This window comes from Rhodococcus sp. YL-1 (genome assembly GCF_001942025.1).
Classification (GTDB): Bacteria; Actinomycetota; Actinomycetes; order Mycobacteriales; family Mycobacteriaceae; genus Rhodococcus_F; species Rhodococcus_F qingshengii.
This window is the reverse complement of record NZ_CP017299.1, coordinates 737,496-757,998: the sequence shown is the minus strand read 5'-3', so window position 1 is coordinate 757,998 and position 20,503 is coordinate 737,496. Positions and strand designations below refer to the sequence as shown.

Sequence of the window (20,503 nt, the reverse complement as noted above, 5' to 3'; positions counted from 1 at the left end):
CTCCTTCGATGTCTGACTCTCGGGCCTCCGACAGGCGCTCGCGGCCACATTTGGCGAATCCCGAGCTACGTTCAATAGAAGTCGCTCGAGGGGCTCGAAAGCCAATGGTGACGGCGTGATTGTGTGGGTGAACTTCTCTCAGCCGGGGTGAATTCCCGGGTGAATTGCCCGGGATGGCACGCTCTGGATTCGCACCAGCTACGCTCCTCCCTGTAGATAGATGGATCGAGACAATCCGCCCAAACTCTTCAATCATTGCGGGGCGCGAAAGCAGAAAGGGTCCGCGTTGATGTTCGGGATGGACGGCCACGACTGGGCAGCTATTCCCGAAAGGCGCACCCTCGCGACGTCGATTCCCCGGCAAGCGCTCTTCGACAAACTTGACCGACGTGCCGCGCTGACCATCGTCCGTGCACCGAACGGCCACGGGAAATCGTCGTTGATCGCATCGTGGCTGCGCGCCCATTTGGCATCCGAACGAATACTCGTCTGGGTCTCGGCCCCACGGCCCTCGTCGACACTCGAAGATTTCTGGGCCGTTGTCCTCGATCGAATCCACGCTGCCGGAATCGCACTGCCCGACGTCGACGATCTCGCCGATCCTTTCACCGCTGTCGCCAAATCCCTGAACGCCCTCAGCCGCCCCGTGCTGCTCGTGCTGATCAGGCCGGATCTGATATCGGAACCAGAGTTGGACGATCAGTTGATCGAACTCCTCGCCCTCTGCCACAACCTGGACCTCGTGGTCACGCTCTCGGGCTTCGGCATGTTCTCCGAGCCGTACCTGCTCGACACCGACCACGAGGTGATAAGCGCGAGTGAGCTGTTGTTCACGAGAGCCGATACCGCCCATTTGCTCGCACAAGCTGACGTACACACGACTGACGGTGATGCAGAACAAATCACATCCCTGACAGGTGGGCTGCCAGCGCTGGTTCGTGTCGCCGTTCCCGCCGTCCAGACATCGGGTAGCCGCAACCGCGAGCAGATGATCAGGAAGAACATCGCGCAGGCGATCGACGACTACGTGAACAAATCCGTTCTCATGACCGCTGATCATGTGAAACAACTCGAGTTCCTGCTCGCGACGGCCTTTGCGCGATCGATCACCGTCGACATCGCCGCCATGCTGTTCGAGTCCCAACACCCTGAGGATGGCGAGACCGTTCATCAGATTCGCGTGCGCCTGGCGATACTGGAGACAGCCGGGTTGTTGTCACGGGTCGAGACCGAAGCCGAAGAAACCTGGGAGCTGCCTCCCGCCATTCGTCGATCGATACTCGCGCACCAAAAGCGCGCTGGAGTCGATCCGGCGCAACGTCTTTCGTTCCTCGCACACAACCGACTCGACCACGGTCATCACGCGTCGGCGCTGGACTACGCGGTCGAGGCACAGAACTGGACCCTGGCAGTAGACATCGTCGAGCAACACTGGGTGACGATGATCGTCCACAATCTGGACTCGGTTCGCTCTGCTCTCCAACGGATTCCGGCGGAAGCTGCGGACAAACACTCTGCCGTGGAGGCGGGGCGCGCACTGTTCACGATGCATCCGAGCGAGCGCTCGACGGTAGTCGACTTGCTACCCGAATCGCCGGCAGAACTGTGGGCTCTCGGCGCTGAATCCGGCGCGAAGGACGCCTTGAGCATTGCCTGCGTTCAATCGATCATGCTCAGGATGGCAGGCGAGTACGGGCTCGCAGCAGAAACCACCAGGCGCCTGTCTCATCTCAGTCGCAGTGCGCTGGAGAACAACCCGGAAGCGGTCAGCGCACAGCTCCCTCTCATGCGACTTCAATGGGCGATCAATTTTCAATTGAGCGGCAGGTTCACAGAATCCACGATCAAGGCTCGAATGGCGTACCACGGCGCCCTGTCTCATGGAGTCGACTTCATCGCTCGTAACTCTGCGGGAAGTGCCGCCCTGAATTGGGCGCTGGCTGGTGAGCCGCGGCAGGCCACACACTGGTCCGAACTCGAACAGAAGCATCCGGACCCCGGCGGTTGGCTCGAACCTGTGGTCAAGATCGCCGGCCTGACAGCACGGGCGCTCACTGCTCTCGACACACTCGACTTCGACGACGCACGTCTCGCATTGACCGAACTCGGTCTTCCGTCCGACACCGAGGAACTGTGGGCATTCGTCGTCTATGCGCATTGCCAATTCGCCTTGACCTCCGGCGACCACACTGCGGCACTACTGTTGCTCCACAATGCGATCGAAGCACATTCCAAGCAGTACACGGCTACATCTTTCGCGCTTCCTCTGTTGCAATCCGCAGAGATCGATCTCTTGCTCGCTCTCGGACAGGGGAACAATGCCGTAGCACTGGCCAAGGAGATCATCGATCCTGCAGCCAACCCGTGGACGCTCACGTCGGTGGCGCGTTTACGTCAGCGGATCGGCCAGAACGAGGCCGCGGTGGCGCTGTGTCACCAGTTCGACTGGTCTGGCGTATCCTATCCGCGGGCACAGATGGAATCGCTTCTGGTGCAAGCGGTTGCCCACTCCGAGCTGGGTGAGCCACGCCTCGCCTCTCAGGAGTGGTCCAGAGCGTGCAGCATCGCGGATCAGACCGGACTTCTACGTTCGTTCGCGACCATCGCATCGTCGGACGTCGAGAAACTCGAATCGATGGCCGAAACGAAATCGCGTGCACTGGCCGAATTCTCGAAAAGGGCTCCTGCGGAATCTTTTCCGGAATTCGTACATATCGTGGAGCTGACCGAACGCGAACAGAAAGTCCTCTCACTCCTGGCGCTCGGCATGGGGTCGGCTGCGATGGCCGACAAACTGTACGTGTCCGTCAACACCGTCAAGACTCAACTGCGCACTCTCTACAAGAAGCTCGACGTACACAATCGAAACGAAGCGATCACGAGGGCACGCCAACTGCGCTTGCTGTAGTCGGGGTCGGATCTGATTTCGGACTACATTCTGTAGGCATGAGCACCGATTCCTGCGTCTTCTGCAAGATCGTCGCGCTGACCGAGCCGGCGATTCTCGTTCACGAGAGCGAGACAACTCTCGCATTCCTCGATGCACGGCCGGTGAGTCGCGGACACACCCTGGTGGTCCCCAAGCGTCATGCAGAGAACCTCGATGCTCTCGAAAGTCACGAAGGCGCAGAGATGTTCCGCGTCGGCACGCTCATCGCCGGAGCTCTACGCCGCTGCGACATCGCCGCTGACGGAGTCAACTTTCTCGTCAACGACGGGCGTGCCGCGGGCCAAACCGTGTTCCACTCGCACCTGCACGTCGTCCCCCGCCATCGCGGCGACAAGGCGAAGTTCGCTGCTGGACTCCTCGCCAGGCGAGCCGTCGAGCTGGAGCAGGTGGGCGCGTCGATCCGAAGTCAGCTCACGGTCTGAAGGAATTCCGTCACCACTTCGCGATAGCGCTGCGGTTGATCGTCGTGGACCAGGTGGCCTGCATCGGCAATACGTACGTACCGAGTTCCCGGCCTCTCGGCCATCTCTCGCATCTGTCCCTCAGGGGTGATGGTGAACTCTCCCTCGATCAGCAAGGTCGGCACCTCGATCGCCTTCCACTGATCCCAGAAATGCCTCGTGCCCCACTCCTCCGAGATGTCGCGGAAGGTCGACACGTCGCCGTGCAGGTACCACCCGTCGTCGCGGCGGTCGAAAGAGTCGAGAAAGTACTGGCCGGCGACGGGGCCGAAGAATTCCTTCATCGCCTCCTCGGAAGCAAACGGCTGCGGCCACGCCGAGATCATCTGCGCCCAGTCCGCAGCGGTGCGTCCACGAAAGTCCGGGGCCATGTCTTCGAGGACCAGCGCACAAACCTTTTCGGGATGCGCGGCGGCGAAGCACCACGCATGCAGAGCCCCCATCGAATGACCGATCACGATCATCGGCTCCTCGATGGACGCAACCGCCGATGTCAGGTCCTCGACGAATGCCTCGGTAGTCAGTGCCGCTGGCGCCGGCCTGCCGTGACCGGCAGCGTCGAAGGTGTAGACGTGGCCGAACTCGCGGATCCACGGCACATGGCGACGCCACGTTCGGGAGCTGCCCATGAGGCCGTGCAACAACAGAATCGGTTGTCCCGTTCCACCTTCGTCATGCAACACGAGTGTCACGGTACGCGGTGAAGGTGCGCGGGTAATGTCGCTTGCATGGCAGTCGTGAAGATCAATGCAATCGAGGTCCCCGAGGGCGCCGGCCCCGAACTGGAGAAGCGCTTCGCAGCACGCGCTCACGCAGTCGAGAACTCCCCGGGCTTTCTCGGATTCCAACTCCTCCGCCCCACCGCCGGTGAGAGCCGCTACTTCGTGGTGACTCAGTGGGAGTCCGAGCAGGCGTTCGCCGATTGGCGTGACGGCCCCGCCCGTGAAGCCCATTCCGGCGAGCGCGCGAAGCCCGTCGCTTCGGGTGCGTCGTTGCTCGAATTCGAAGTTGTCCTGGACGTCGCCGCAAAGAGCTGATCTCGAGCGATTGTGCCTGCCTTGGCGGGCACAATCGACGGTCATCTCGGCTTCACGCGTTGACACGGTGCGGGCTGTAGTGCAAAAGTTCGCATGTAAACGCGATGGTCCGACAGGAATCCGGTGAAAGCCCGGAGCGGTCGCGCCACTGTAATTCGAGGTGAAGTGCCTTTTTCGGCACGACTATTTCGACAGCCAGACACTTCGGCCATCGCATGGACCTAGGGGACGCGAAAATCCCAGGAGGCTTCGATGGCTCTCGCCTATTCTCCCGATACGTCGATCGATTCGACTCGTCTTGCTTTCCTCGCCGCTGCAGTAGTTCTGTTCGCGATGCTGGCTCTCTACCTGGTCGGGTTCGACCAGGGCGCTATCTCTCGCACCGGCATGTACATGCATGAATTGATGCACGACGGTCGACACTTGATGGGCCTGCCGTGCCACTAGTCGACAATTTCACGAAGCTTCTCATTCGTGGTTTGTTGGCTGGTCTGATCGCAGGCATCCTTGCCGGCGGAGTTGCATTCGTGCTGGGTGAACCGCACGTCAACGCTGCCATTGCGATCGAAGAAGCCAACAGCGCCACCGGTGAGGTTTCCGGCGAAGCCGCTGGGCATTCGCACGGTGACGAAGAAGAACCACTGGTGAGCCGCGACGGGCAGCGCGCCGGGCTGTTCCTGGCCACAGCGCTTGCCGGACTGGCACTCGGGGCGATCTTCTCGGTCGTTGCCAATTACGCTCGACGACTCACCGGAATGTCCGGGCCGTTGTTGGCGATCACCATCGCCGTCGGTGGTTGGCTGGCTATCGAGGCTGTCCCCTTTTTCAAGTACCCGGCCAATCCGCCGGCCGTCGGAGATCCCGACACCATCAACCAGCGCACACTGCTGTGGCTGGCCGCCGTGATTCTCGGGCTGCTGTCCGTCACCGCGGCAGCAGCGGCTGCAAAGGCAGTTTCCGGGCACGAGTTCCTCAGCGTGCGCATCGCTGCTCCGGTGGCTGCGTTCCTGGTGATCGCCACGATCGGTTACGTCTCGCTTCCCGGCATCAACGAGGTGGGCGAGGACTTCCCGGCAACTCTGCTGTGGGAGTTCCGACTTTCCTCGCTCGCTACGCAGGCGACGTTCTGGCTCGTACTCGGGTTGGTATTCGCCTTCCTCACCGAGCGCGCGACCAAGAACACCGAAGTAGCAAAGAAGTACGCCCTTCGCTGAACCTGCTGTGCGCCTTTATTAACCTCCCGCGGTTAATAAAGGCGCACAGCAGTTCTATTTCAGCTCAGATGATGCACTTCTTGCAGTCCGTACACCGGCGTCGGGATGCCCTCGTAACGCGCCTTCAATTGCAACGCCAAGTACAGCGAGTAGTGGCGCGACTGGTGCAGATTGCCTCCGTGGAACCACAGCGCTTCCTGCTGCGTCGGCTTCCACATGTTGCGCTGCTCGCCTTCCCACGGTCCCGGATCCTTGGTGGTATTCGAGCCCAGGCCCCACACCTTGCCGACCTTGTCGGCGGTGTCCTGACCGATCAGGTCCGCCACCCAGCCGTTCATCGAGCCGTAGCCGGTCGCGTAGACCACCACGTCGGCAGGCAATTCCGTACCGTCTTCGAGAATCACGCTGTTCTCGGTCAGCTCACGAACATTGCCGTGCGCGAGCTTGATGTCTCCATTGGCAACCAGTTCGGCAGCGCCGACATCGATGTAGTAGCCCGAGCCACGGCGTAGGTACTTCATGAACAGGCCCGAACCGTCGTCGCCCCAGTCGTGCTCGAAGCCCGCCTTCTCGAGGCGATCGTAGAAATCCTTGTCGCGCTCACGGATTGCGTCGTACACCGGGATCTGGAACTCGTGCATGATCCGGTACGGCAGCGAACCGAACGTGAGGTCCGCCTTGTGCGTCGTCATGCCGGCGGCCAGTGCTCGCTCCGAGTACAGATCGCCCAAGCCCAAATCCATCAGCGAATCCGACTTCACGATGTGCGTCGAGCTGCGCTGCACCATCGTGACGTCGATACCGTTCTCCCACAGTGCGCCGCAGATGTCGTGCGAGGAGTTGTTGGCCCCGATCACGACGACCTTCTTGCCCACGTACTGATCCGGGCCGGGGTGCTTGCTCGAGTGGTGCTGATCGCCGAGGAACTTGTCCTGCCCGGGGAACGTCGGAACGTTGGCCTTGCCGGACATACCCGTCGCCATCACCAACTGCTTGGGACGCAACGTCAACTTCTCGCCGTTGCGGTTGACCTCGACGGTCCATTCCTGGGTCTTCTCGTCGAACGACGCCGAGGTGCAGGTCGTGGAACTCCAGTACGGAACCTCCATGACCTTGGTGTACATCTCGAGCCAGTCGCCGATCTTGTCCTTGGGCGCGAACACCGGCCAGTTGTCGGGGAACGGCATGTAGGGCAGGTGGTCGTACCAAACCGGATCGTGCAGGCACAGGGACTTGTAGCGTCCGCGCCACTGATCGCCGGGTCGCTCGTGGCTGTCGATCACGATGGCCGGTACTCCGAGCTGACGCATCCGGGCGCCGAGCGCGATGCCGCCCTGGCCGCCGCCGACGATCACGACGTAAGGCTGTGTGGTGTAACCGAGTTCGCGGTCTTCGATCTCCTTCTGCTCGGCCCACGTGATGCGGTTCGGGTCTGCCCCATGCTTGGCGCCGCGCGGACGACGAGTGCCCTTGCCTTCTTCGTGTCCCTTCAACTCCTGCAGCGACGTCAGCAGGGTCCAACCTTCATCTCCCTTCAAACGAAGGTGCCCGTGCGCGCGACCGGTTGCGGTCTCGAACTCGATCCAGGCTGACGTGACGCCGTCGGCTTCGTCGGGTGTCTCGGTGGTCCGGAATCCCGAAGGATCGGTGTCGTCGAGTCGCGCGGAGAGCATGTCGGCGATCTGCTCGCGACCTTCGACGGTCTTGATGTTCCAGGTGAACGACACCAGGTCTCGCCAGAAGCTGTCGAGTGCGAATTTGCCTGCCACACGCTCGATGTCACGAGCCGCGAGGGCCGACTCGAAATCCGCCAGCCAGGCGTCGACGCGCTCCTGAGGTGTCACCGCCGTCAACTTCACCTCGGGGGTGACTGCGGAATCGATGGTTTGCGTCATCACTTCTCCTTGTTTGTGAATGTGACACACAGCACATCCCATAAGTGGCCCCGGTCACAAGCGTTGCAGTCTGTTGCAATCAGTGGACGCGGTGCCGGCGTCCGATACCGGTTACCCGCACCGATGTGCGGGCAACCGACTCACCCCTCAGCAGGCTTGAATCTACCGAGTCCCAGCGACTGAAATCCCACAACGTAGAACAACGTCCACAACACGGCCCAATCCACGAAACCCAGTGCATTGCCGTGTAATCCGTCGACAACTGCCGGCTCGTGAAGAATGTGCTCTGCTGCAAAGCGGTAATAGAACAAGAATGTGACCACCGCGAGCACAAACGTGAGCAGCGCGCGGATCGCCAGGTTGACCCCGTCCGCAAAGCCCGTGGGTTTGTTACCGAAGGCGTTGGCCCAGAAGATCATCCAGAAGGCCCAGCACACACCGAGCTGCGCCGGGAACTGATGGACCACACCACCCAACTCGGCAACGGCATCGCTTCCCACCAGCACCTTCACGACCGGAAGTGCCACGAAGTACAAGCCGGTTCCGACGGCGAAGTTACCGATCGTGGCTGCGAGCGCCGTCTTACCGCCGCCGCCGAACAGTCGCCACGGCCAGTTGTCGAGCGTCTGGCCAGTCAGGATCACGACCACCACGACGCAGTAGAACCACCCGAGTACGGTGTCGACGGTCATCAACGGATCCGTGGCGGACAGCGACACGGACGGCAGACCGAACACGAAGTACAGCGCCAGCGTCGGGACGGCGACAAACGCGATCTCACACAAACCCACCAACGGCTGCTTCATCCCGAGGGAAGTCCACGGCCAATGCTGCCAGTTCAGGACCACCATCACCCAGGTCCCGAAGCCGAAGAGCACGAACAGCGCACCCGCGAAATATCCGAGGCCGCCCTCACGATCGGCCGCGAAATCCGGGTACAGGCTGCCCAAGCCGTTTGCCAGGAGCCACGTCACCACGACGGCGAAGACCGCGGTCGCGACCATGATCGCCAGGCCTTTCGCCGGCTGCGGGAGTCGGTCGAAGCCGGCGAACTCGCAATCGAAGCCGATGAACACCACAAAAAGGATTGCCCAGAAAAGCGCCGCGTTGAACGGCAGAGGATAGAAACTCCAGGGACTGGTGGTCGGATCGGCCAGAAGGTACCAACTCGCCACGGCCAGCACGAGAACGATCACGAGGTTCGCGATCCCGAACCCGATCCAGCGGCGTGACGGTTGTCGGCTCGGCGTGGCCGGTTCCGTGGGTGTGTCGACTGTAGCGGTCATGTGCCCTCTCCCAGATTGTCTCGCAAGATGATTCGCGAAGTGGTGGCGCAACTATGGAGCCGTCGCACGGGGTACCGGGAGGGTTGCCGAGGGTTGCAACCGCTGCCCCATTCTGCGGAATTGCAACACGGTGCAACCCTTCCGCATTGTGGTCGCCGTCACATACAAATCACTCACCGGTTCCCAGGCAACCGGTTCACTGCTTACGAGGAGAAACTGCATGAGCATCACGGGCAAGGTAGTACTGGTCACCGGCGCCGGCCAAGGCATCGGACGCGGAATCGCTCTCCGCCTCGCCCACGACGGCGCCGACATCGCGTTGGTCGACCTCGACCAAACCAAGCTGGATGCGGTTGCCGACGAGATCAGACAGATCGGCCGTCGTGCAACGACGTTTGTCGCCGATGTCAGCGATCGCGCGCAGGTTCACGCCGCAGTCGAACACGCGCACAGTGAGTTGAGCGGATTCGACGTCATCGTCAACAACGCGGGAATCGCTCTCGTCGGCCCGATCTCCGATGCGACGCCGGAAGAGGTCTCCAAGATCTGGAGCGTCAACGTCGACGGTGTCCTGTGGGGAATTCAAGCTGCAGCGGCAAAGTTCCAGGCGCTCGGTCAGCGCGGAAAGATCATCAACGCGTCGTCCATCGCCGGCCACGACGGGTTCGCCATGTTAGGTGTTTACAGCGCAACAAAATTCGCGGTCAGGGCCCTCACTCAGGCTGCGGCCAAGGAATACGCGTCCGACGGAATCACCGTCAACGCGTACTGCCCCGGCGTCGTGGGCACCGACATGTGGGTGACGATCGACAAGAGGTTCGCCGAGTTGACCGGTGCGCCAGAGGGCGCCACCTACGAGAAGTTCGTCGGCGGAATTGCGCTGGGTCGAGCTGAAACCCCCGACGATGTCGCCGGTTTCGTCTCGTACCTTGCCGGGCCCGATTCCGACTACATGACCGGTCAGGCCGGTCTCATCGACGGCGGCCTCGTCTACCGCTGACCGAGGTGTCTTCACTGAAAGCGGTGTCTTCGCTGAAAAAGGTATCTTCGCTGAAAAAGCGGTTGCCCGAGCCTGCGATGCCGCCCGGCGAGGATCCTCGCGACTACGCGAGGACCCTCGCCGCGGTGTACGACGCGACGATGGCCGGAGACCGCGCACCGGCCCGCCCAAGGGACGTGGTCCGCCAATCGTGGCAACGCCTGCGCGAGTTAGGTATCGACCCCGAACACAACCGGGTCGAACCGTCCATGGACGTCGCCGAACTCGATCTCCGTCGTCGTGAGTCCGGACTGTACGACGTGCTCGACGACGTGACGCGTGGACTCGAATCGGTCACCGCGAGCGGTGAGAACATCATGGTCGTCGCAGATCTTCGCGGAACTGTTCTGTGGCGCAGCGGGTCCCATCGAGTACTGGACCAAGCTGCGCGTCTGGGATTTGTCGAGGGTGCGAACTGGGCCGAGGACAGCGTCGGCACCAACGCCATCGGAACGGCATTGGTGTCACGACAGGCGGTTCAGATCTTCTCGGCGGAACACTATGCGCGCAGCCATCATCCGTGGACCTGCGCGGGGGCACCCATCCGCGATCCGCGGGACGACCGTGTCATCGGCGTCGTCGACATCAGTGGTCCCGCCAAGACCGTCCACCCCACCACACTCGCTCTGGTCGACGCCGTCGCACGCCTCGCGCAATCACACCTACGCGACAAGCATCGGGACAATCTCGATCAATTGCGTTCTGTTGCAGGGCCGATGCTTGCACGTAGCGGATCACCGGCATTGGTGATCGATACTCATGGCTGGGTAGCGGCGGTCGATGCGCTACCTCATCGCTCGCGCGTGCTGCTCCCCGCGGCTTTGGCTCCCGGCAGGACGTGGTTCCCCGCTTTGGGTCTGTGCGAACTGGATCCACTTCCCGGCGGGTGGGTGGTCCGGCCGATCGTCACCGGCGAGAAAATCAGTGCGCCCACGGTGCATATCGATCTGCGCGATTCCGAGAACATGTCGGTGACCGTCACGTCGGGGTTGGGCGAATGGGCCTACTCCCCGACCCAGCGGCATGCGGAGATTCTGTTTCTCCTCGGATCCGAGAGGCGTGGGCTGACCGCATCGCGGTTGGCGCAGGATCTTTTCGGTGACCCGGCCCGCACGGTGACCGCGCGGGCCGAGATGTCGCGTCTGCGCAAGAACCTTGCCGGAGTTGTTGCAGCGCAGCCGTACCGGTTCGTCGATGCAGCGCACGTCACGCTTTCCTGCCCCGACGACGGTGCACATCTGTTGCCGTTCTCGAACGCCCCGGCAGTTCGTGCCGCTCGCCTTACTCAGGCCGGTTCGGAGGCCTGAGTGAGCAACTGCAGAAACACCTCTTCGGGTTGAGCGCCGGATACTGCGACCGCACGGTTGGCGACGAAGAACGGAACGCCGCTGACCTGCAGTTGGCGGGCCATGGACAGATCTTCGCGAACAGCCTCGGCTGCGGCATCGGAGCCCAGTTGCTCGCGCACGACGTCGGCGTCGAGGCCGACGCTCACGGCCAGCTCGACCAGCACCTCACGGTCGTCGATCACCTTGCCGTCGCTGAAGTGCGCTTTGAACAGCGCTTCGAGGAGTTCGTTCTGCCGCTCACCCGCGAGATGCAGCAACCTGTGCGCATCAAAGGTGTTGGCGGCGATCACGGTGTCGAAGTCCAAGGTCAAGCCGACCTCGGCTGCCGTCGCGCTGACGTGGGCAAACATCTGACGTACCTGATCAGGCGCCATCCCCTTCATTTCGACCAAGGCGTCGAGTTCGGTTCGGCCCTCTCCCACCGGGGTCTCCGGAGCGAGCTGGTACGAGCGCCAGATGACGTTGACGCGGTCCTTGTTCTCGAAACGATCCAGCGCCGAGAGGAACCTGGTCTTTCCGATGTAGCACCACGGACAAGCGACGTCCGACCACACTTCGATGGTCACGTCTTGGTCAATCACGATTTGATCAGTCACCGAAGGTGCAACAACGAACAGGGTCGGGATTAGTCCCGAGTCACGTCACAAGGCCACACCGGAACGCGATCAACGACGCACTCACCCGGTTGGGCACACCGAGCTTGGCGAACAACGAGGAGATATGCGTCTTGACGGTGGTCTCACCGAGGTACAGCCGCTCCGCGATGACGCTGTTGGCCGCGCCTGTCGCCAGGATTGTCAGCACTTCGCGCTCACGCTCGGTGAGCGAAGCGAGGGGAGTCAGGTCGGGTGCTTGCCGACGCGGCGCCGAGGCCACGATGGCACGTAGAGAATCGGAGCTGAATAACGAGTGGTCCGACGCCACCACCCGTACTGCCTGCTGGAACGCCTGTGGGGCCGCGTCCTTGCTCAGAAAACTGTGCGCGCCCGCCTCGACCGCCTGCACGACCATGTCGTCGACGTCGAAGGCGGTCATCGCAATGACCTTCGGCGGATTGCTCATGGTCATCAACTCTCGGGTGGCCTCCAAGCCACCGACCCGTGCCATCTTCAGATCCATCAGCACCACGTGCGGACGAAACCGAGTGACTTTGGCTGCGACCTGATCGCCGTCCTCGGCCTCGGCAACCACCACGATGTCCGGCGCTGCTTCCAGGATGTCCTTCATTCCGCGCCGAACCCAGGCGTCGTTGTCGACGATCAAAACTGTGATGCGCGAGTCAGCGTCCATAGTGCGCTCAGATTACCCAGAGCCCCCGACAGTTAGAGGGTGGGAGGGTTACGACGACCAGGGCACCCAGCAACTGACGAGGAAATCGTCCCCCAGCGCGCCTGCCTCCACCTTGCCGCCGATTTCTCTTGCCTGTTCGGCCAACCCGCGTAAGCCGGACCGCGAACCGATCGACGTCATGGGTGCAAGCTCGCTCAGCTTGTTGCGTGCGAGGATACGAATTCCGTCGTGCGGCGACCCGGTCACCGAAATGACGAGCATCTGGTCGCTCGCGTACTTCTGGACGTTGGTCAACGATTCCTGAACGACGCGATAACAGACGTGGCCCGCCAGCATTCCGACATCACCCGGGAGCAACTCCGATTCGAGACGGCAGTGAATGCCCGCGGCGCGTGCACCGTTGACCAGATCGCCGATCGCGTCGATCCCCTGGTGCCCGCCGTGTTCGCGGCGATCACCGCTTCCCCTGAGCACTCCGACGATTCCCTTCAATTCGTCCAAAGCCTCGTGCGCGGTGGTTCTGATCATCGCAGCGGTGTTGACGACCTTCTCGGGATTGTCTGCCGCGCTGACCTGTAACCCACCGGCGAACAACGAAATCCGGCTCAGACTGGCCGCGATCGTGTCGTGCATGTCGCGCGCGATCCGCGTTCGTTCCTCGGTGCGAATCATCTCGTCGCGCATCACGTCTGTTTTCTCGGTGGCAAGATCCCGTACGTGTTCGGCCTCGACGAGTTCGGTTCTGGTCCGAATCAGGAGCGAGAGCGCCACGACGATGCCGACCATGACGGCTGCGACGAGCCACGGGATCCAGATGGCGACGTCGTATTGAACAACCGCCGAACCGTCCTTGGGTTTCATCGTTCCCATCGTGAGAACGGAGTACTCACGATTGCGAAAAGCGTCGTAGGTCAACGAAATTCCGCACGCGACGAAGACAGCTGCCGCAGCGGCAGCAAGCCGAGGCCCACGCGCGATCCGAGCAACGGCGAACAATGCGATGAGCGCCGCCGTCGCATCGGTGGGGAAGAACAACGGGCCGACCAGCGTGATCGCCAGAACCACCCAGGGATACTGATGGCGCCACACAAGCGATATCCCACCGGCCACGCCCAGGACGAACCCGATACCGACCAATACCGGTGGCATATTTCCCGACGCGCCTGCGATGCCCACCGTCATGAAGGAACAGAAAAGGCTGAACGCGACAGCGGCGGTAGTCCATACGCGTCGTCGCACAACGGTTCCTTTGGTGGTGATCACCGAGCAAGCGTATCCACCGCCACCGACGCCTCGAATCAGCCGAACGGGTGGACGAACCGCCAGGCTCCGACCGAAAGGATGAGGCGGACCGATCTTTCGACCGAAGCGGTGAGCAGTCCTCACATCGTTGACTTGTGCCATACCAACTCTCGAAAGGCGCACATCATGCGATCACTCCGCACTCCCCTCGCCCTCCTCGCCGTCGGCGCAGCCCTGTTCGCAACCATCGCCTCGGGCGAGACCGACGAAGCGAAGAAGGTCGACGACAACGGTTCTTCCGCCGCACCTGCGGCCGCCTTCGGAATCGGTGACGTCGTCGAACTGGGCGACTGGCGCGTCCAGGTACACGGCGTCGTCGATCCCTACGTCTCGACCAATCAGTTCATCACCGCTGATCCCGGAAACCGCTACGTCGTGGTCGACACCGAGGTCACCAACAACAGTGACAAGCCGTCGACGGTCTCGTCGATGATGTGCTTCGAACTGCAGGACTCGGCAAACAAGTCGTACAACATCACGTTCACCGACAGCAGCACTTCGAGTGTCGACGGAGAGCTCGCGCCGGGCGCTGCCAAACGAGGCGAATTGGCGTACGAGGTCCCCGAAGCCGCCACCGGTCTGCGCCTTCAGTTCAAGTGCGATCTGTTCTCGTCCGGCTCGGCAACCATCAACCTGTCGTGAACCGTCCGGGCGATCTGCTGCTGAATCCGTGGGCACTGGTCTCGGTGGCCGTCATCTTGATCAACGACCACGTACTCAAAGGGGCATTCGGGAACACGATGACGGGCAAGCTGTCCGACGTTGCCGGTGTGTTCCTGCTTCCCCTGCTTCTGCTCTCGGTTCTCGAGGTGCTCAGGCGAAGTCTGGTGGGGCGAGCAGCGATCGCCTGGTCCATCGCGGTCACGGGGATCGGCTTCGCCGCCGTGAAGGTGATATCGCCGATCGGCGACGCATACGAGTGGGTGATCGGGTTTCTCCGCCTGACCGCAGGAGGATTCCGCGGAGATCTCTTGCCGATCCTGGTCTATCGCGATCCCTCGGACCTGTGGGTGCTCCCGATCCTGTTCGCGAGCTATCTGGTCGTCACACACCACCGCACTCGGGCGCCGGAGGGGGCGCCCGAGCGCGAGATGATCAGTCCAGGGCCGCATCCAACGTGATGTCGACGCCGGTCAGTGCCTTGCTGACCGGGCAGGTTTCCTTGGCCGCCTGGGCAACCTTGGCAAAACCGTCGGCGTCGAGGCCGTCGACCTCGGCGCGAACGGTGAGCTTGATTCCGGTGAGCTTGAATCCGACCGTGTCGGGGCCGAGTGACACGTCCGCGGTGATGTCGAGGCTCTGGGGGGTCCCGCCGGCCTCGGCGATCAGGGCCGACAACTGCATCGCGTAGCAGGACGAATGCGCCGCGGCGATGAGTTCCTCGGGGCTGGTGGTTCCGCCGGCCTCCTCAGCTGCGCGCTTGGGGAACGACACGTCGAAGGTGGCGACGCCCGAGCTGGTGAGTTCCACCTGTCCCGATCCGGCCTCGAGGGTGCCGTTCCAGGCGGTGCGTGCGGTACGAGTTGGCATTGCTGTCCCTACTTCCGTCTTCACATGATTCGGTGAACGCCTTGCGATCACGAACCTACCCGCGATACGTGAAGTCACACCTACTGTTTCGGACGGGACTACCCGAGGAGCGTCGCGGACAGCAGTTTCTCGACGCGGGCCTGCGCGGAGTTCTCCGAGGAAAAGTGCACGATTCGGCCGATGTCGAAGACCAGTCCGAGCGCCGCGTGGACGAGAAACCGCGCTTGGACGATCGACAACTCCGGACGCGCCTCGACACACAAGTGCGCCCACTCCTCGACGTTCAAACGCTGAATGTTGCGCAACTCGGTCCGTGATCGATCCGGCAAGCTGCCGATCTCGGCAAAGTACACGGCCAACAGTTCGCTGGTTCCGAACGAAACCTCGACGTACATCTTCGCCAACGTCTCGACGGCCGCGAGAGGAGTCTCCGACTCAGCCAACGCCGAGCCCAACGTCATAGTCAGACGATCGGACGCCCGGTGGAAGGCCGCAGCAAGAAGGTCGGCCTTGCTCGCGAAGTGCCGATACACACTCGACGCGTTGATACCCGCCGCGGCACCGATCTCCTCGATGCTCACGTCGTGGTAGCCGCGCTGATAGAACAGCAACACTGCTTCCTGAAGCAGCACTTCACGTTTCGACGTCCGTACGAGGCCTGTTTTGCGTTCGGACGCCCCTGCCCTCGCGCCGTCCTCCTCGGCAGCGGGCAATTCGACGCCGATGACGGACCAGCATGCCGCAAGAATCAGCGCTTCGATCTGCTTGGCGGACAACGCGGATCGATGACCGGTGATACTGGCGATCACACTGAGCACGGCGGGCGCGATGAGTTCTACATCCGCCGGGTCGAGTTCCGGACGAACCACTGCCAGCGGCTCGGCGATCCGAAGATTGAGCGTGCGCATTCCCACCCGCAATTGCTCACGATCCTCGTCGACCAGGTACCTGCCCTCCCATCGGTAGAGCCCTCCCCGACGCCGATTCTCGATCGTCGCGCGGATGACACCCACCATCGTGGAGTTCAACTGCTCGCGTGGATTTTCGTTTCCGTGCACAGCTGGATCGCTGGCATCCAACAACGCCTGCGTCAGGTTGTTCACGGTGTAGACGAACAGCGCGTATTTCGTGGGGAAATGACGATAGAGGGCCGGACCGGAAATTCCGACCTTCGCTGCGATCTCGTCGATACCCACCGCATGGTAGCCACGTTCGCTGAATGCTTCCGCAGCAGCGGCCGCGATTTGTGCCTTCCGATTCTTCGGACGCGTCCGTGGTGCAGGGTCGCCGCCACGCACGGAGACGCGTGTCTGTCCGGGCACCTGACCCTCCACTTCCGTTGCTTTCTCTTGCACTGCCTTCGTCCGCTGCACCGCACTTCCACGGGCGCGAGTCCGAACGGATCATGTTAACCGTCGCGAAGGTCGCAATTCGCGCCCGGTACTGCTTCACCCGAAACCCTACAACGCAGTTGTAGCGGCGGACGGATTCCGGAAAAAGAGTCTTGACACCCGCTCTCTCAGCGGTGTTATGTTAGTGACGATTCGCATAACCTCGCACGTAGTCCGCTGGCGGGCTCGTTCCCTGCGGCGTGAGGTCTTCTTCGCCTGCAAGAGGGTTCGATGCCGAATGACCGACCGTAAGAAAGTAGTTGTGAGCAAATGATTCGCACTCGCTTCACCGAAATGTTCGGCGTTGACCATCCCATCGTGCAAGGGGGCATGATGTGGGTGGGACGAGCAGAACTTGTTGCGGCCACGGCAAATTCCGGCGCCCTCGGGTTCTTGACGGGCCTCACCCAACCCACACCGGAAGACCTCGTCAAGGAAATTGCTCGAACCCGCGATCTCACCGACAAGCCTTTCGGCGTCAATCTCACTATTCTGCCGTCGATCACGCCGCCGCCGTACGCCGAATACCGCCAGGCGATCATCGAATCCGGGATCAAGATCGTCGAAACCGCCGGTTCCAATCCGATCGATCATCTTCCGCATTTCAAGGACGCGGACGTGAAGGTTATCCACAAGTGCACTGCAGTTCGACATGCGGTCAAAGCCGAGAGACTGGGCGTCGACGCCGTCAGCATCGACGGCTTCGAATGCGCCGGGCACCCAGGCGAGGACGACATACCAGGGCTCATTCTGATTCCGGCGGCCACGCAGCAACTCACGATTCCGGTGATCGCTTCAGGCGGAATCGCAGATTCACGTGGACTCGTCGCGGCGCTTGCGCTCGGAGCAGACGGCGTCAACATGGGAACTCGCTTCATGTGTACCGCGGAATCCCCTGTCGCACAATCGGTTAAAGAGCAGATTGTCGCAAACACCGAACGCGACACCAAGCTGATCTTCCGGACGCTTCACAACACCGCGCGCGTAGCCGCGAATGCGATCAGTGCCGAGGTCGTCGACATCGAAGCACGTGGCGACGCGCAGTTCAGCGACATTCAGCATCTGGTAGCCGGAGCCCGCGGACGCAAGGTCTTCGAGGACGGCGACCTCGATGCAGGCATCTGGTCCGCCGGACAGAGCCAAGGATTGATCAACGACATCCCGACCGTCGCCGACATGATCGACCGCATGGTCTCGGAGGCCGAACACCTCATCACCTCACGGCTTTCCGGATTCGTCACGGCTGTGAGCGCGGCATGACCGCCACCGCCGAGACGGGCTTTCGCTCCGAAATCACCGACGGTGTACTGCGATTGACCTTCGACCGCCCGAAGCGGATGAACGCGATCGATCTGCCCACGATGACTGCTTTCGCAGCTGCCGTCCACGACGGCGGCGCAGACCCGGCCGTTCGCACCATCGTCATCACCGGATCCGGTCGAGCGTTCTGCACCGGAGCCGACCTCGCCGCAGCGGCCGTCAACCCCGCAGACCCGAAAGTCGTCATGGATGCGGCGACGTCGCTGATTCGCGCCATCACCAGCGCCCCGGTCCCGGTGATCGCCGCGGTCAACGGCCCGGCCGCCGGCGTCGGCGTGTCCATCGCTCTAGCCGCGGACCTGACGTACGCCGCATCGAGCGCCTATTTCCTCCTCTCCTTCGTCAACATCGGTCTGATGCCCGACGGCGGCGCCAGTGCGTTGGTACCGGCAGCGATCGGACGCGCCCGAGCGGCCGAGATGGCATTGCTGGGCGAGCGAGTTTCCGCCGAGGACGCAGAGCGGTTCGGGCTCGTGTCCCGCACCGTCGCCGACGACGCGTTCGACGCACTCGTCGACTCCGTCGTCGATCGCACGTCGAAGGCTCCCCGACGCGCCCTCGAACTCACCAAGCGCGCGCTCAATGCGGTGACACTGGACCGCCTCGATGCTGCGCTGGAGCTCGAAAATACCGGTCAGGCAGAACTTCTCACTGGCGAGGACTTCAAAGAAGGCGCGATGGCGATGCTGCAGAAACGCGCGCCCCACTTCAAGTAATCACTGCGAATATTCGTTAACAAAACCACTGTACGAATCGACGGCTCACTGTAGCCTGAGTCACACAATCACCCACGCATGAGAGGAACCCATCGATGGCCTCCACCGATGCAGTCTCCGAGGCGCAGCGTTCACGCCGCACCAACTGGAACAATCAGATCGCCAGGCATGCGCAGATGATTCCCGATCGCACCGCACTGCGATTCCTGGGCGATTCCATCACCTGGGGCACCCTCGACGCACGCGTCGAGAAGCTGGCGGACGCTCTTGCCCGACGCGGCGTCAGCTTCGGCGACCGCGTGCTCATCCTGATGCTCAACCGCCCCGAATACCTCGAGGTCGTGCTCGCGACCAACGCACTGGGCGCCATCGCTGTTCCGGTGAACTTCCGTCTGACACCACCCGAGGTCGCTTATCTGGTAAACGACTCCGGCTCCAAAGTCATTGTCGCCGAAGGACCGTTGGCTCCGTTGGCCGGAGCTGCACGAGCCGCGTCCGAGGGTATCGACATCTCCATCACCGTAGGCTCCCCCGCCGAGGGTGACAGCCTGAATTACGAGGACTTGATCAGCGAAGAGGGCGAGTCGCACGCGTTCGTCGACATCCCGGACGACACTCCTGCACTCATCATGTACACCTCGGGAACCACCGGTCGCCCCAAGGGCTCGGTGCTCTCCCACTCCAACCTGTCTTCGCAAGCATTGACCTGTATCAGGGCCTTCCACCTGTTCAATGCCGATTCCATCGGCTTCTGCGCGTCGCCCATGTTCCACATCGCAGCCCTCGGTTCCATAGCGCCGAGCCTGCAACTCGGCACGACCACGGTGATCCATCCGGTCGGCGCATTCGACCCGGGTCAACTACTCGACATTCTGGAAGCCGAGAAGGTCACCAGCTTGTTCCTCGTGCCCGTGCAATGGCAGGCCGTGTGCGCCGTACAGAAGGCGCAACCGCGAGCACTGTCGCTGAAGAACATCTCGTGGGGCGCCGCACCGTCGTCCGACACGATCCTGCGGGCAATGGCCGAAACCTTCCCGGACGCATTCAATGTCGCGGTCTTCGGACAGACCGAGATGTCGCCCATCACTTGCGTTCTCGACGGCGAGGATGCGATTCGTAAGCTCGGATCCGTCGGTCGGGTCATCCCGACCATCTCGGCCAGGGTCGTCGACGAGAACATGGACGACGTGGCGCCCGGTGAAATCGGTGAAATCGTCTACCGCGGGCCCACGATGATGAGCGAATACTGGAACAACCCCACCGCCACCGCTGACGCCTTCCACGGTGGATGGTTCCACTCCGGCGATCTCGTTCGAGTCGACGACGAAGGCTTCGTCTACGTCGTGGATCGCAAGAAGGACATGATCATCTCCGGCGGAGAGAACATCTACTGCGCGGAGGTGGAAAACGTCCTCTACGAACACGAATTGATCGTCGAAGCGGCCGTCGTCGGCCGCCCCGACGCCAAGTGGGGCGAGGTGCCCGTAGCGATCGTCGCGATGGCGCCAGGTTCAGCCGTGGACCTGACCATCGAGGAGCTGAGCAGCTTCCTCAACGATCGTCTCGCGCGCTACAAGCACCCGAAGGACATCGTCGTCGTGGAAGCACTGCCGCGCAATGCAAGCGGCAAGGTCGTCAAGGGTGAACTGCGAGAGAAGGTTCGAGCGGTCGACGCAGTTTCCTGACTTCACACGCAAACGGGCGGCACCTCCAGCGAGGTGCC

General features: G+C 62.1%; 20 protein-coding genes and 1 riboswitch. Of the genes, 12 read left to right on the top strand and 8 right to left on the bottom strand.

Features of this window, described 5'->3' with window-relative positions:
* Positions 1-220: 220 nt before the first annotated feature.
* Both BH682_RS03560 and BH682_RS03555 read left to right on the top strand, forming a co-directional pair.
* Positions 221-2,908 carry a helix-turn-helix transcriptional regulator gene (locus BH682_RS03560; protein WP_083055988.1) on the top strand — a complete coding sequence of 896 codons (2,688 nt, stop codon included), beginning with the start codon at positions 221-223 and terminating at the stop codon, positions 2,906-2,908.
* 38 nt (positions 2,909-2,946) lie between these two features.
* Entirely contained in the window at positions 2,947-3,372 is a 426-nt protein-coding gene (locus BH682_RS03555; RefSeq protein WP_003945905.1) for an HIT family protein, read from the top strand.
* Here the strand turns inward: BH682_RS03555 and BH682_RS03550 are convergent.
* Complete coding sequence (locus BH682_RS03550) at positions 3,357-4,094, bottom strand: alpha/beta fold hydrolase (protein ID WP_065352849.1); 738 nt, start codon at positions 4,092-4,094, stop codon at positions 3,357-3,359. The genes BH682_RS03555 and BH682_RS03550 overlap by 16 nt on opposite strands.
* Positions 4,095-4,139: 45 nt before the next feature.
* On the opposite strand from BH682_RS03550, the gene mhuD reads away from it, so the two are divergent.
* The 3 genes from mhuD (at position 4,140) to BH682_RS03535 (ending at position 5,662) form a co-directional block, all read left to right on the top strand.
* Complete coding sequence (gene mhuD, locus BH682_RS03545; protein ID WP_007726927.1) at positions 4,140-4,448, top strand: mycobilin-forming heme oxygenase MhuD; 309 nt, start codon at positions 4,140-4,142, stop codon at positions 4,446-4,448.
* A gap of 88 nt (positions 4,449-4,536) precedes the next feature.
* A riboswitch (cobalamin riboswitch) is annotated at positions 4,537-4,675 on the top strand.
* A gap of 25 nt (positions 4,676-4,700) precedes the next feature.
* Positions 4,701-4,895, top strand: coding sequence for a CbtB domain-containing protein (locus BH682_RS03540; RefSeq protein WP_003945915.1), 195 nt, complete (start codon positions 4,701-4,703; stop codon positions 4,893-4,895).
* Positions 4,886-5,662 (top strand): CbtA family protein, encoded by a 777-nt coding sequence (locus tag BH682_RS03535; protein WP_075832073.1) that lies wholly within the window; start codon positions 4,886-4,888, stop codon positions 5,660-5,662. The genes BH682_RS03540 and BH682_RS03535 overlap by 10 nt, the downstream gene beginning before the upstream one ends.
* 59 nt (positions 5,663-5,721) lie before the next feature.
* Here the strand turns inward: BH682_RS03535 and BH682_RS03530 are convergent, their stop codons facing one another.
* Entirely contained in the window at positions 5,722-7,557 is a 1,836-nt protein-coding gene (locus BH682_RS03530) for a flavin-containing monooxygenase (protein ID WP_007726929.1), read from the bottom strand.
* Between the two features lie 140 nt (positions 7,558-7,697).
* On the bottom strand, positions 7,698-8,843 hold the full coding sequence (locus tag BH682_RS03525; protein ID WP_075832071.1) for a hypothetical protein: 1,146 nt from the start codon (positions 8,841-8,843) through the stop codon (positions 7,698-7,700).
* 220 nt (positions 8,844-9,063) lie between these two features.
* Here BH682_RS03525 and BH682_RS03520 point away from each other — a divergent pair, with 220 nt between their 5' ends.
* The gene (locus BH682_RS03520; RefSeq protein WP_020968368.1) at positions 9,064-9,843 is read left to right on the top strand and encodes an acetoin reductase; all 780 of its coding nucleotides are present in this window, start codon (positions 9,064-9,066) and stop codon (positions 9,841-9,843) included.
* A gap of 77 nt (positions 9,844-9,920) precedes the next feature.
* A complete protein-coding gene (locus tag BH682_RS03515; protein ID WP_058039317.1) occupies positions 9,921-11,189 on the top strand; it encodes a GAF domain-containing protein in 1,269 nt (422 codons plus the stop codon).
* On the opposite strand, the gene BH682_RS03510 is transcribed toward BH682_RS03515, so the two are convergent.
* From BH682_RS03510 to BH682_RS03500, 3 genes are read right to left on the bottom strand one after another with little or no spacing between them, the layout of a single operon-like run.
* Positions 11,168-11,812 (bottom strand): DsbA family oxidoreductase, encoded by a 645-nt coding sequence (locus BH682_RS03510; RefSeq protein ID WP_223304575.1) that lies wholly within the window; start codon positions 11,810-11,812, stop codon positions 11,168-11,170. The genes BH682_RS03515 and BH682_RS03510 overlap by 22 nt on opposite strands.
* A 55-nt stretch (positions 11,813-11,867) precedes the next feature.
* Complete coding sequence (locus BH682_RS03505) at positions 11,868-12,521, bottom strand: response regulator (RefSeq protein WP_042451934.1); 654 nt, start codon at positions 12,519-12,521, stop codon at positions 11,868-11,870.
* 48 nt (positions 12,522-12,569) lie between these two features.
* Positions 12,570-13,925 carry a sensor histidine kinase gene (locus BH682_RS03500; protein WP_054781748.1) on the bottom strand — a complete coding sequence of 452 codons (1,356 nt, stop codon included), beginning with the start codon at positions 13,923-13,925 and terminating at the stop codon, positions 12,570-12,572.
* A gap of 24 nt (positions 13,926-13,949) precedes the next feature.
* Here BH682_RS03500 and BH682_RS03495 point away from each other — a divergent pair, with 24 nt between their 5' ends.
* Together BH682_RS03495 and BH682_RS03490 are read left to right on the top strand one after the other, a co-directional pair.
* Positions 13,950-14,465, top strand: coding sequence for a DUF4352 domain-containing protein (locus BH682_RS03495; RefSeq protein ID WP_003945701.1), 516 nt, complete (start codon positions 13,950-13,952; stop codon positions 14,463-14,465).
* Positions 14,462-14,944 (top strand): hypothetical protein, encoded by a 483-nt coding sequence (locus BH682_RS03490; RefSeq protein WP_042923589.1) that lies wholly within the window; start codon positions 14,462-14,464, stop codon positions 14,942-14,944. The genes BH682_RS03495 and BH682_RS03490 overlap by 4 nt, the downstream gene beginning before the upstream one ends.
* Here the strand turns inward: BH682_RS03490 and BH682_RS03485 are convergent.
* On the bottom strand, positions 14,919-15,353 hold the full coding sequence (locus BH682_RS03485; RefSeq protein WP_007726950.1) for an OsmC family protein: 435 nt from the start codon (positions 15,351-15,353) through the stop codon (positions 14,919-14,921). The two genes, BH682_RS03490 and BH682_RS03485, sit on opposite strands and share 26 nt — an antisense overlap.
* A 98-nt stretch (positions 15,354-15,451) precedes the next feature.
* Positions 15,452-16,675 carry a TetR/AcrR family transcriptional regulator gene (locus tag BH682_RS03480; RefSeq protein WP_223304574.1) on the bottom strand — a complete coding sequence of 408 codons (1,224 nt, stop codon included), beginning with the start codon at positions 16,673-16,675 and terminating at the stop codon, positions 15,452-15,454.
* A gap of 339 nt (positions 16,676-17,014) precedes the next feature.
* Here BH682_RS03480 and BH682_RS03475 point away from each other — a divergent pair, with 339 nt between their 5' ends.
* The 3 genes from BH682_RS03475 to fadD5 all read left to right on the top strand — a co-directional run bounded on the left by BH682_RS03475 (position 17,015) and on the right by fadD5 (position 20,465).
* The gene (locus BH682_RS03475) at positions 17,015-18,004 is read left to right on the top strand and encodes an NAD(P)H-dependent flavin oxidoreductase (RefSeq protein ID WP_075832069.1); all 990 of its coding nucleotides are present in this window, start codon (positions 17,015-17,017) and stop codon (positions 18,002-18,004) included.
* Complete coding sequence (locus BH682_RS03470; RefSeq protein ID WP_075832067.1) at positions 18,001-18,780, top strand: enoyl-CoA hydratase; 780 nt, start codon at positions 18,001-18,003, stop codon at positions 18,778-18,780. The genes BH682_RS03475 and BH682_RS03470 overlap by 4 nt, the downstream gene beginning before the upstream one ends.
* A 95-nt stretch (positions 18,781-18,875) precedes the next feature.
* Entirely contained in the window at positions 18,876-20,465 is a 1,590-nt protein-coding gene (fadD5, locus tag BH682_RS03465; RefSeq protein ID WP_054781987.1) for a fatty-acid--CoA ligase FadD5, read from the top strand.
* Positions 20,466-20,503 lie beyond the last annotated feature (38 nt).

Bases quoted from the DNA above. Each gene is read 5' to 3' on its own strand.
- BH682_RS03500 (WP_054781748.1), bottom strand. From the start codon at position 13,925: ATGGCACAAGTCAACGATGTGAGGACTGCTCACCGCTTCGGTCGAAAG.
- BH682_RS03515 (WP_058039317.1), top strand. From the start codon at position 9,921: ATGCCGCCCGGCGAGGATCCTCGCGACTACGCGAGGACCCTCGCCGCG.
- BH682_RS03560 (WP_083055988.1), top strand. From the start codon at position 221: ATGGATCGAGACAATCCGCCCAAACTCTTCAATCATTGCGGGGCGCGA.
- BH682_RS03520 (WP_020968368.1), top strand. From the start codon at position 9,064: ATGAGCATCACGGGCAAGGTAGTACTGGTCACCGGCGCCGGCCAAGGC.
- BH682_RS03505 (WP_042451934.1), bottom strand. From the start codon at position 12,521: ATGGACGCTGACTCGCGCATCACAGTTTTGATCGTCGACAACGACGCC.
- fadD5 (WP_054781987.1), top strand. From the start codon at position 18,876: ATGGCCTCCACCGATGCAGTCTCCGAGGCGCAGCGTTCACGCCGCACC.
- BH682_RS03555 (WP_003945905.1), top strand. From the start codon at position 2,947: ATGAGCACCGATTCCTGCGTCTTCTGCAAGATCGTCGCGCTGACCGAG.
- BH682_RS03495 (WP_003945701.1), top strand. From the start codon at position 13,950: ATGCGATCACTCCGCACTCCCCTCGCCCTCCTCGCCGTCGGCGCAGCC.
- BH682_RS03470 (WP_075832067.1), top strand. From the start codon at position 18,001: ATGACCGCCACCGCCGAGACGGGCTTTCGCTCCGAAATCACCGACGGT.
- mhuD (WP_007726927.1), top strand. From the start codon at position 4,140: ATGGCAGTCGTGAAGATCAATGCAATCGAGGTCCCCGAGGGCGCCGGC.
- BH682_RS03525 (WP_075832071.1), bottom strand. From the start codon at position 8,843: ATGACCGCTACAGTCGACACACCCACGGAACCGGCCACGCCGAGCCGA.
- BH682_RS03475 (WP_075832069.1), top strand. From the start codon at position 17,015: ATGATTCGCACTCGCTTCACCGAAATGTTCGGCGTTGACCATCCCATC.
- BH682_RS03530 (WP_007726929.1), bottom strand. From the start codon at position 7,557: ATGACGCAAACCATCGATTCCGCAGTCACCCCCGAGGTGAAGTTGACG.
- BH682_RS03485 (WP_007726950.1), bottom strand. From the start codon at position 15,353: ATGCCAACTCGTACCGCACGCACCGCCTGGAACGGCACCCTCGAGGCC.
- BH682_RS03540 (WP_003945915.1), top strand. From the start codon at position 4,701: ATGGCTCTCGCCTATTCTCCCGATACGTCGATCGATTCGACTCGTCTT.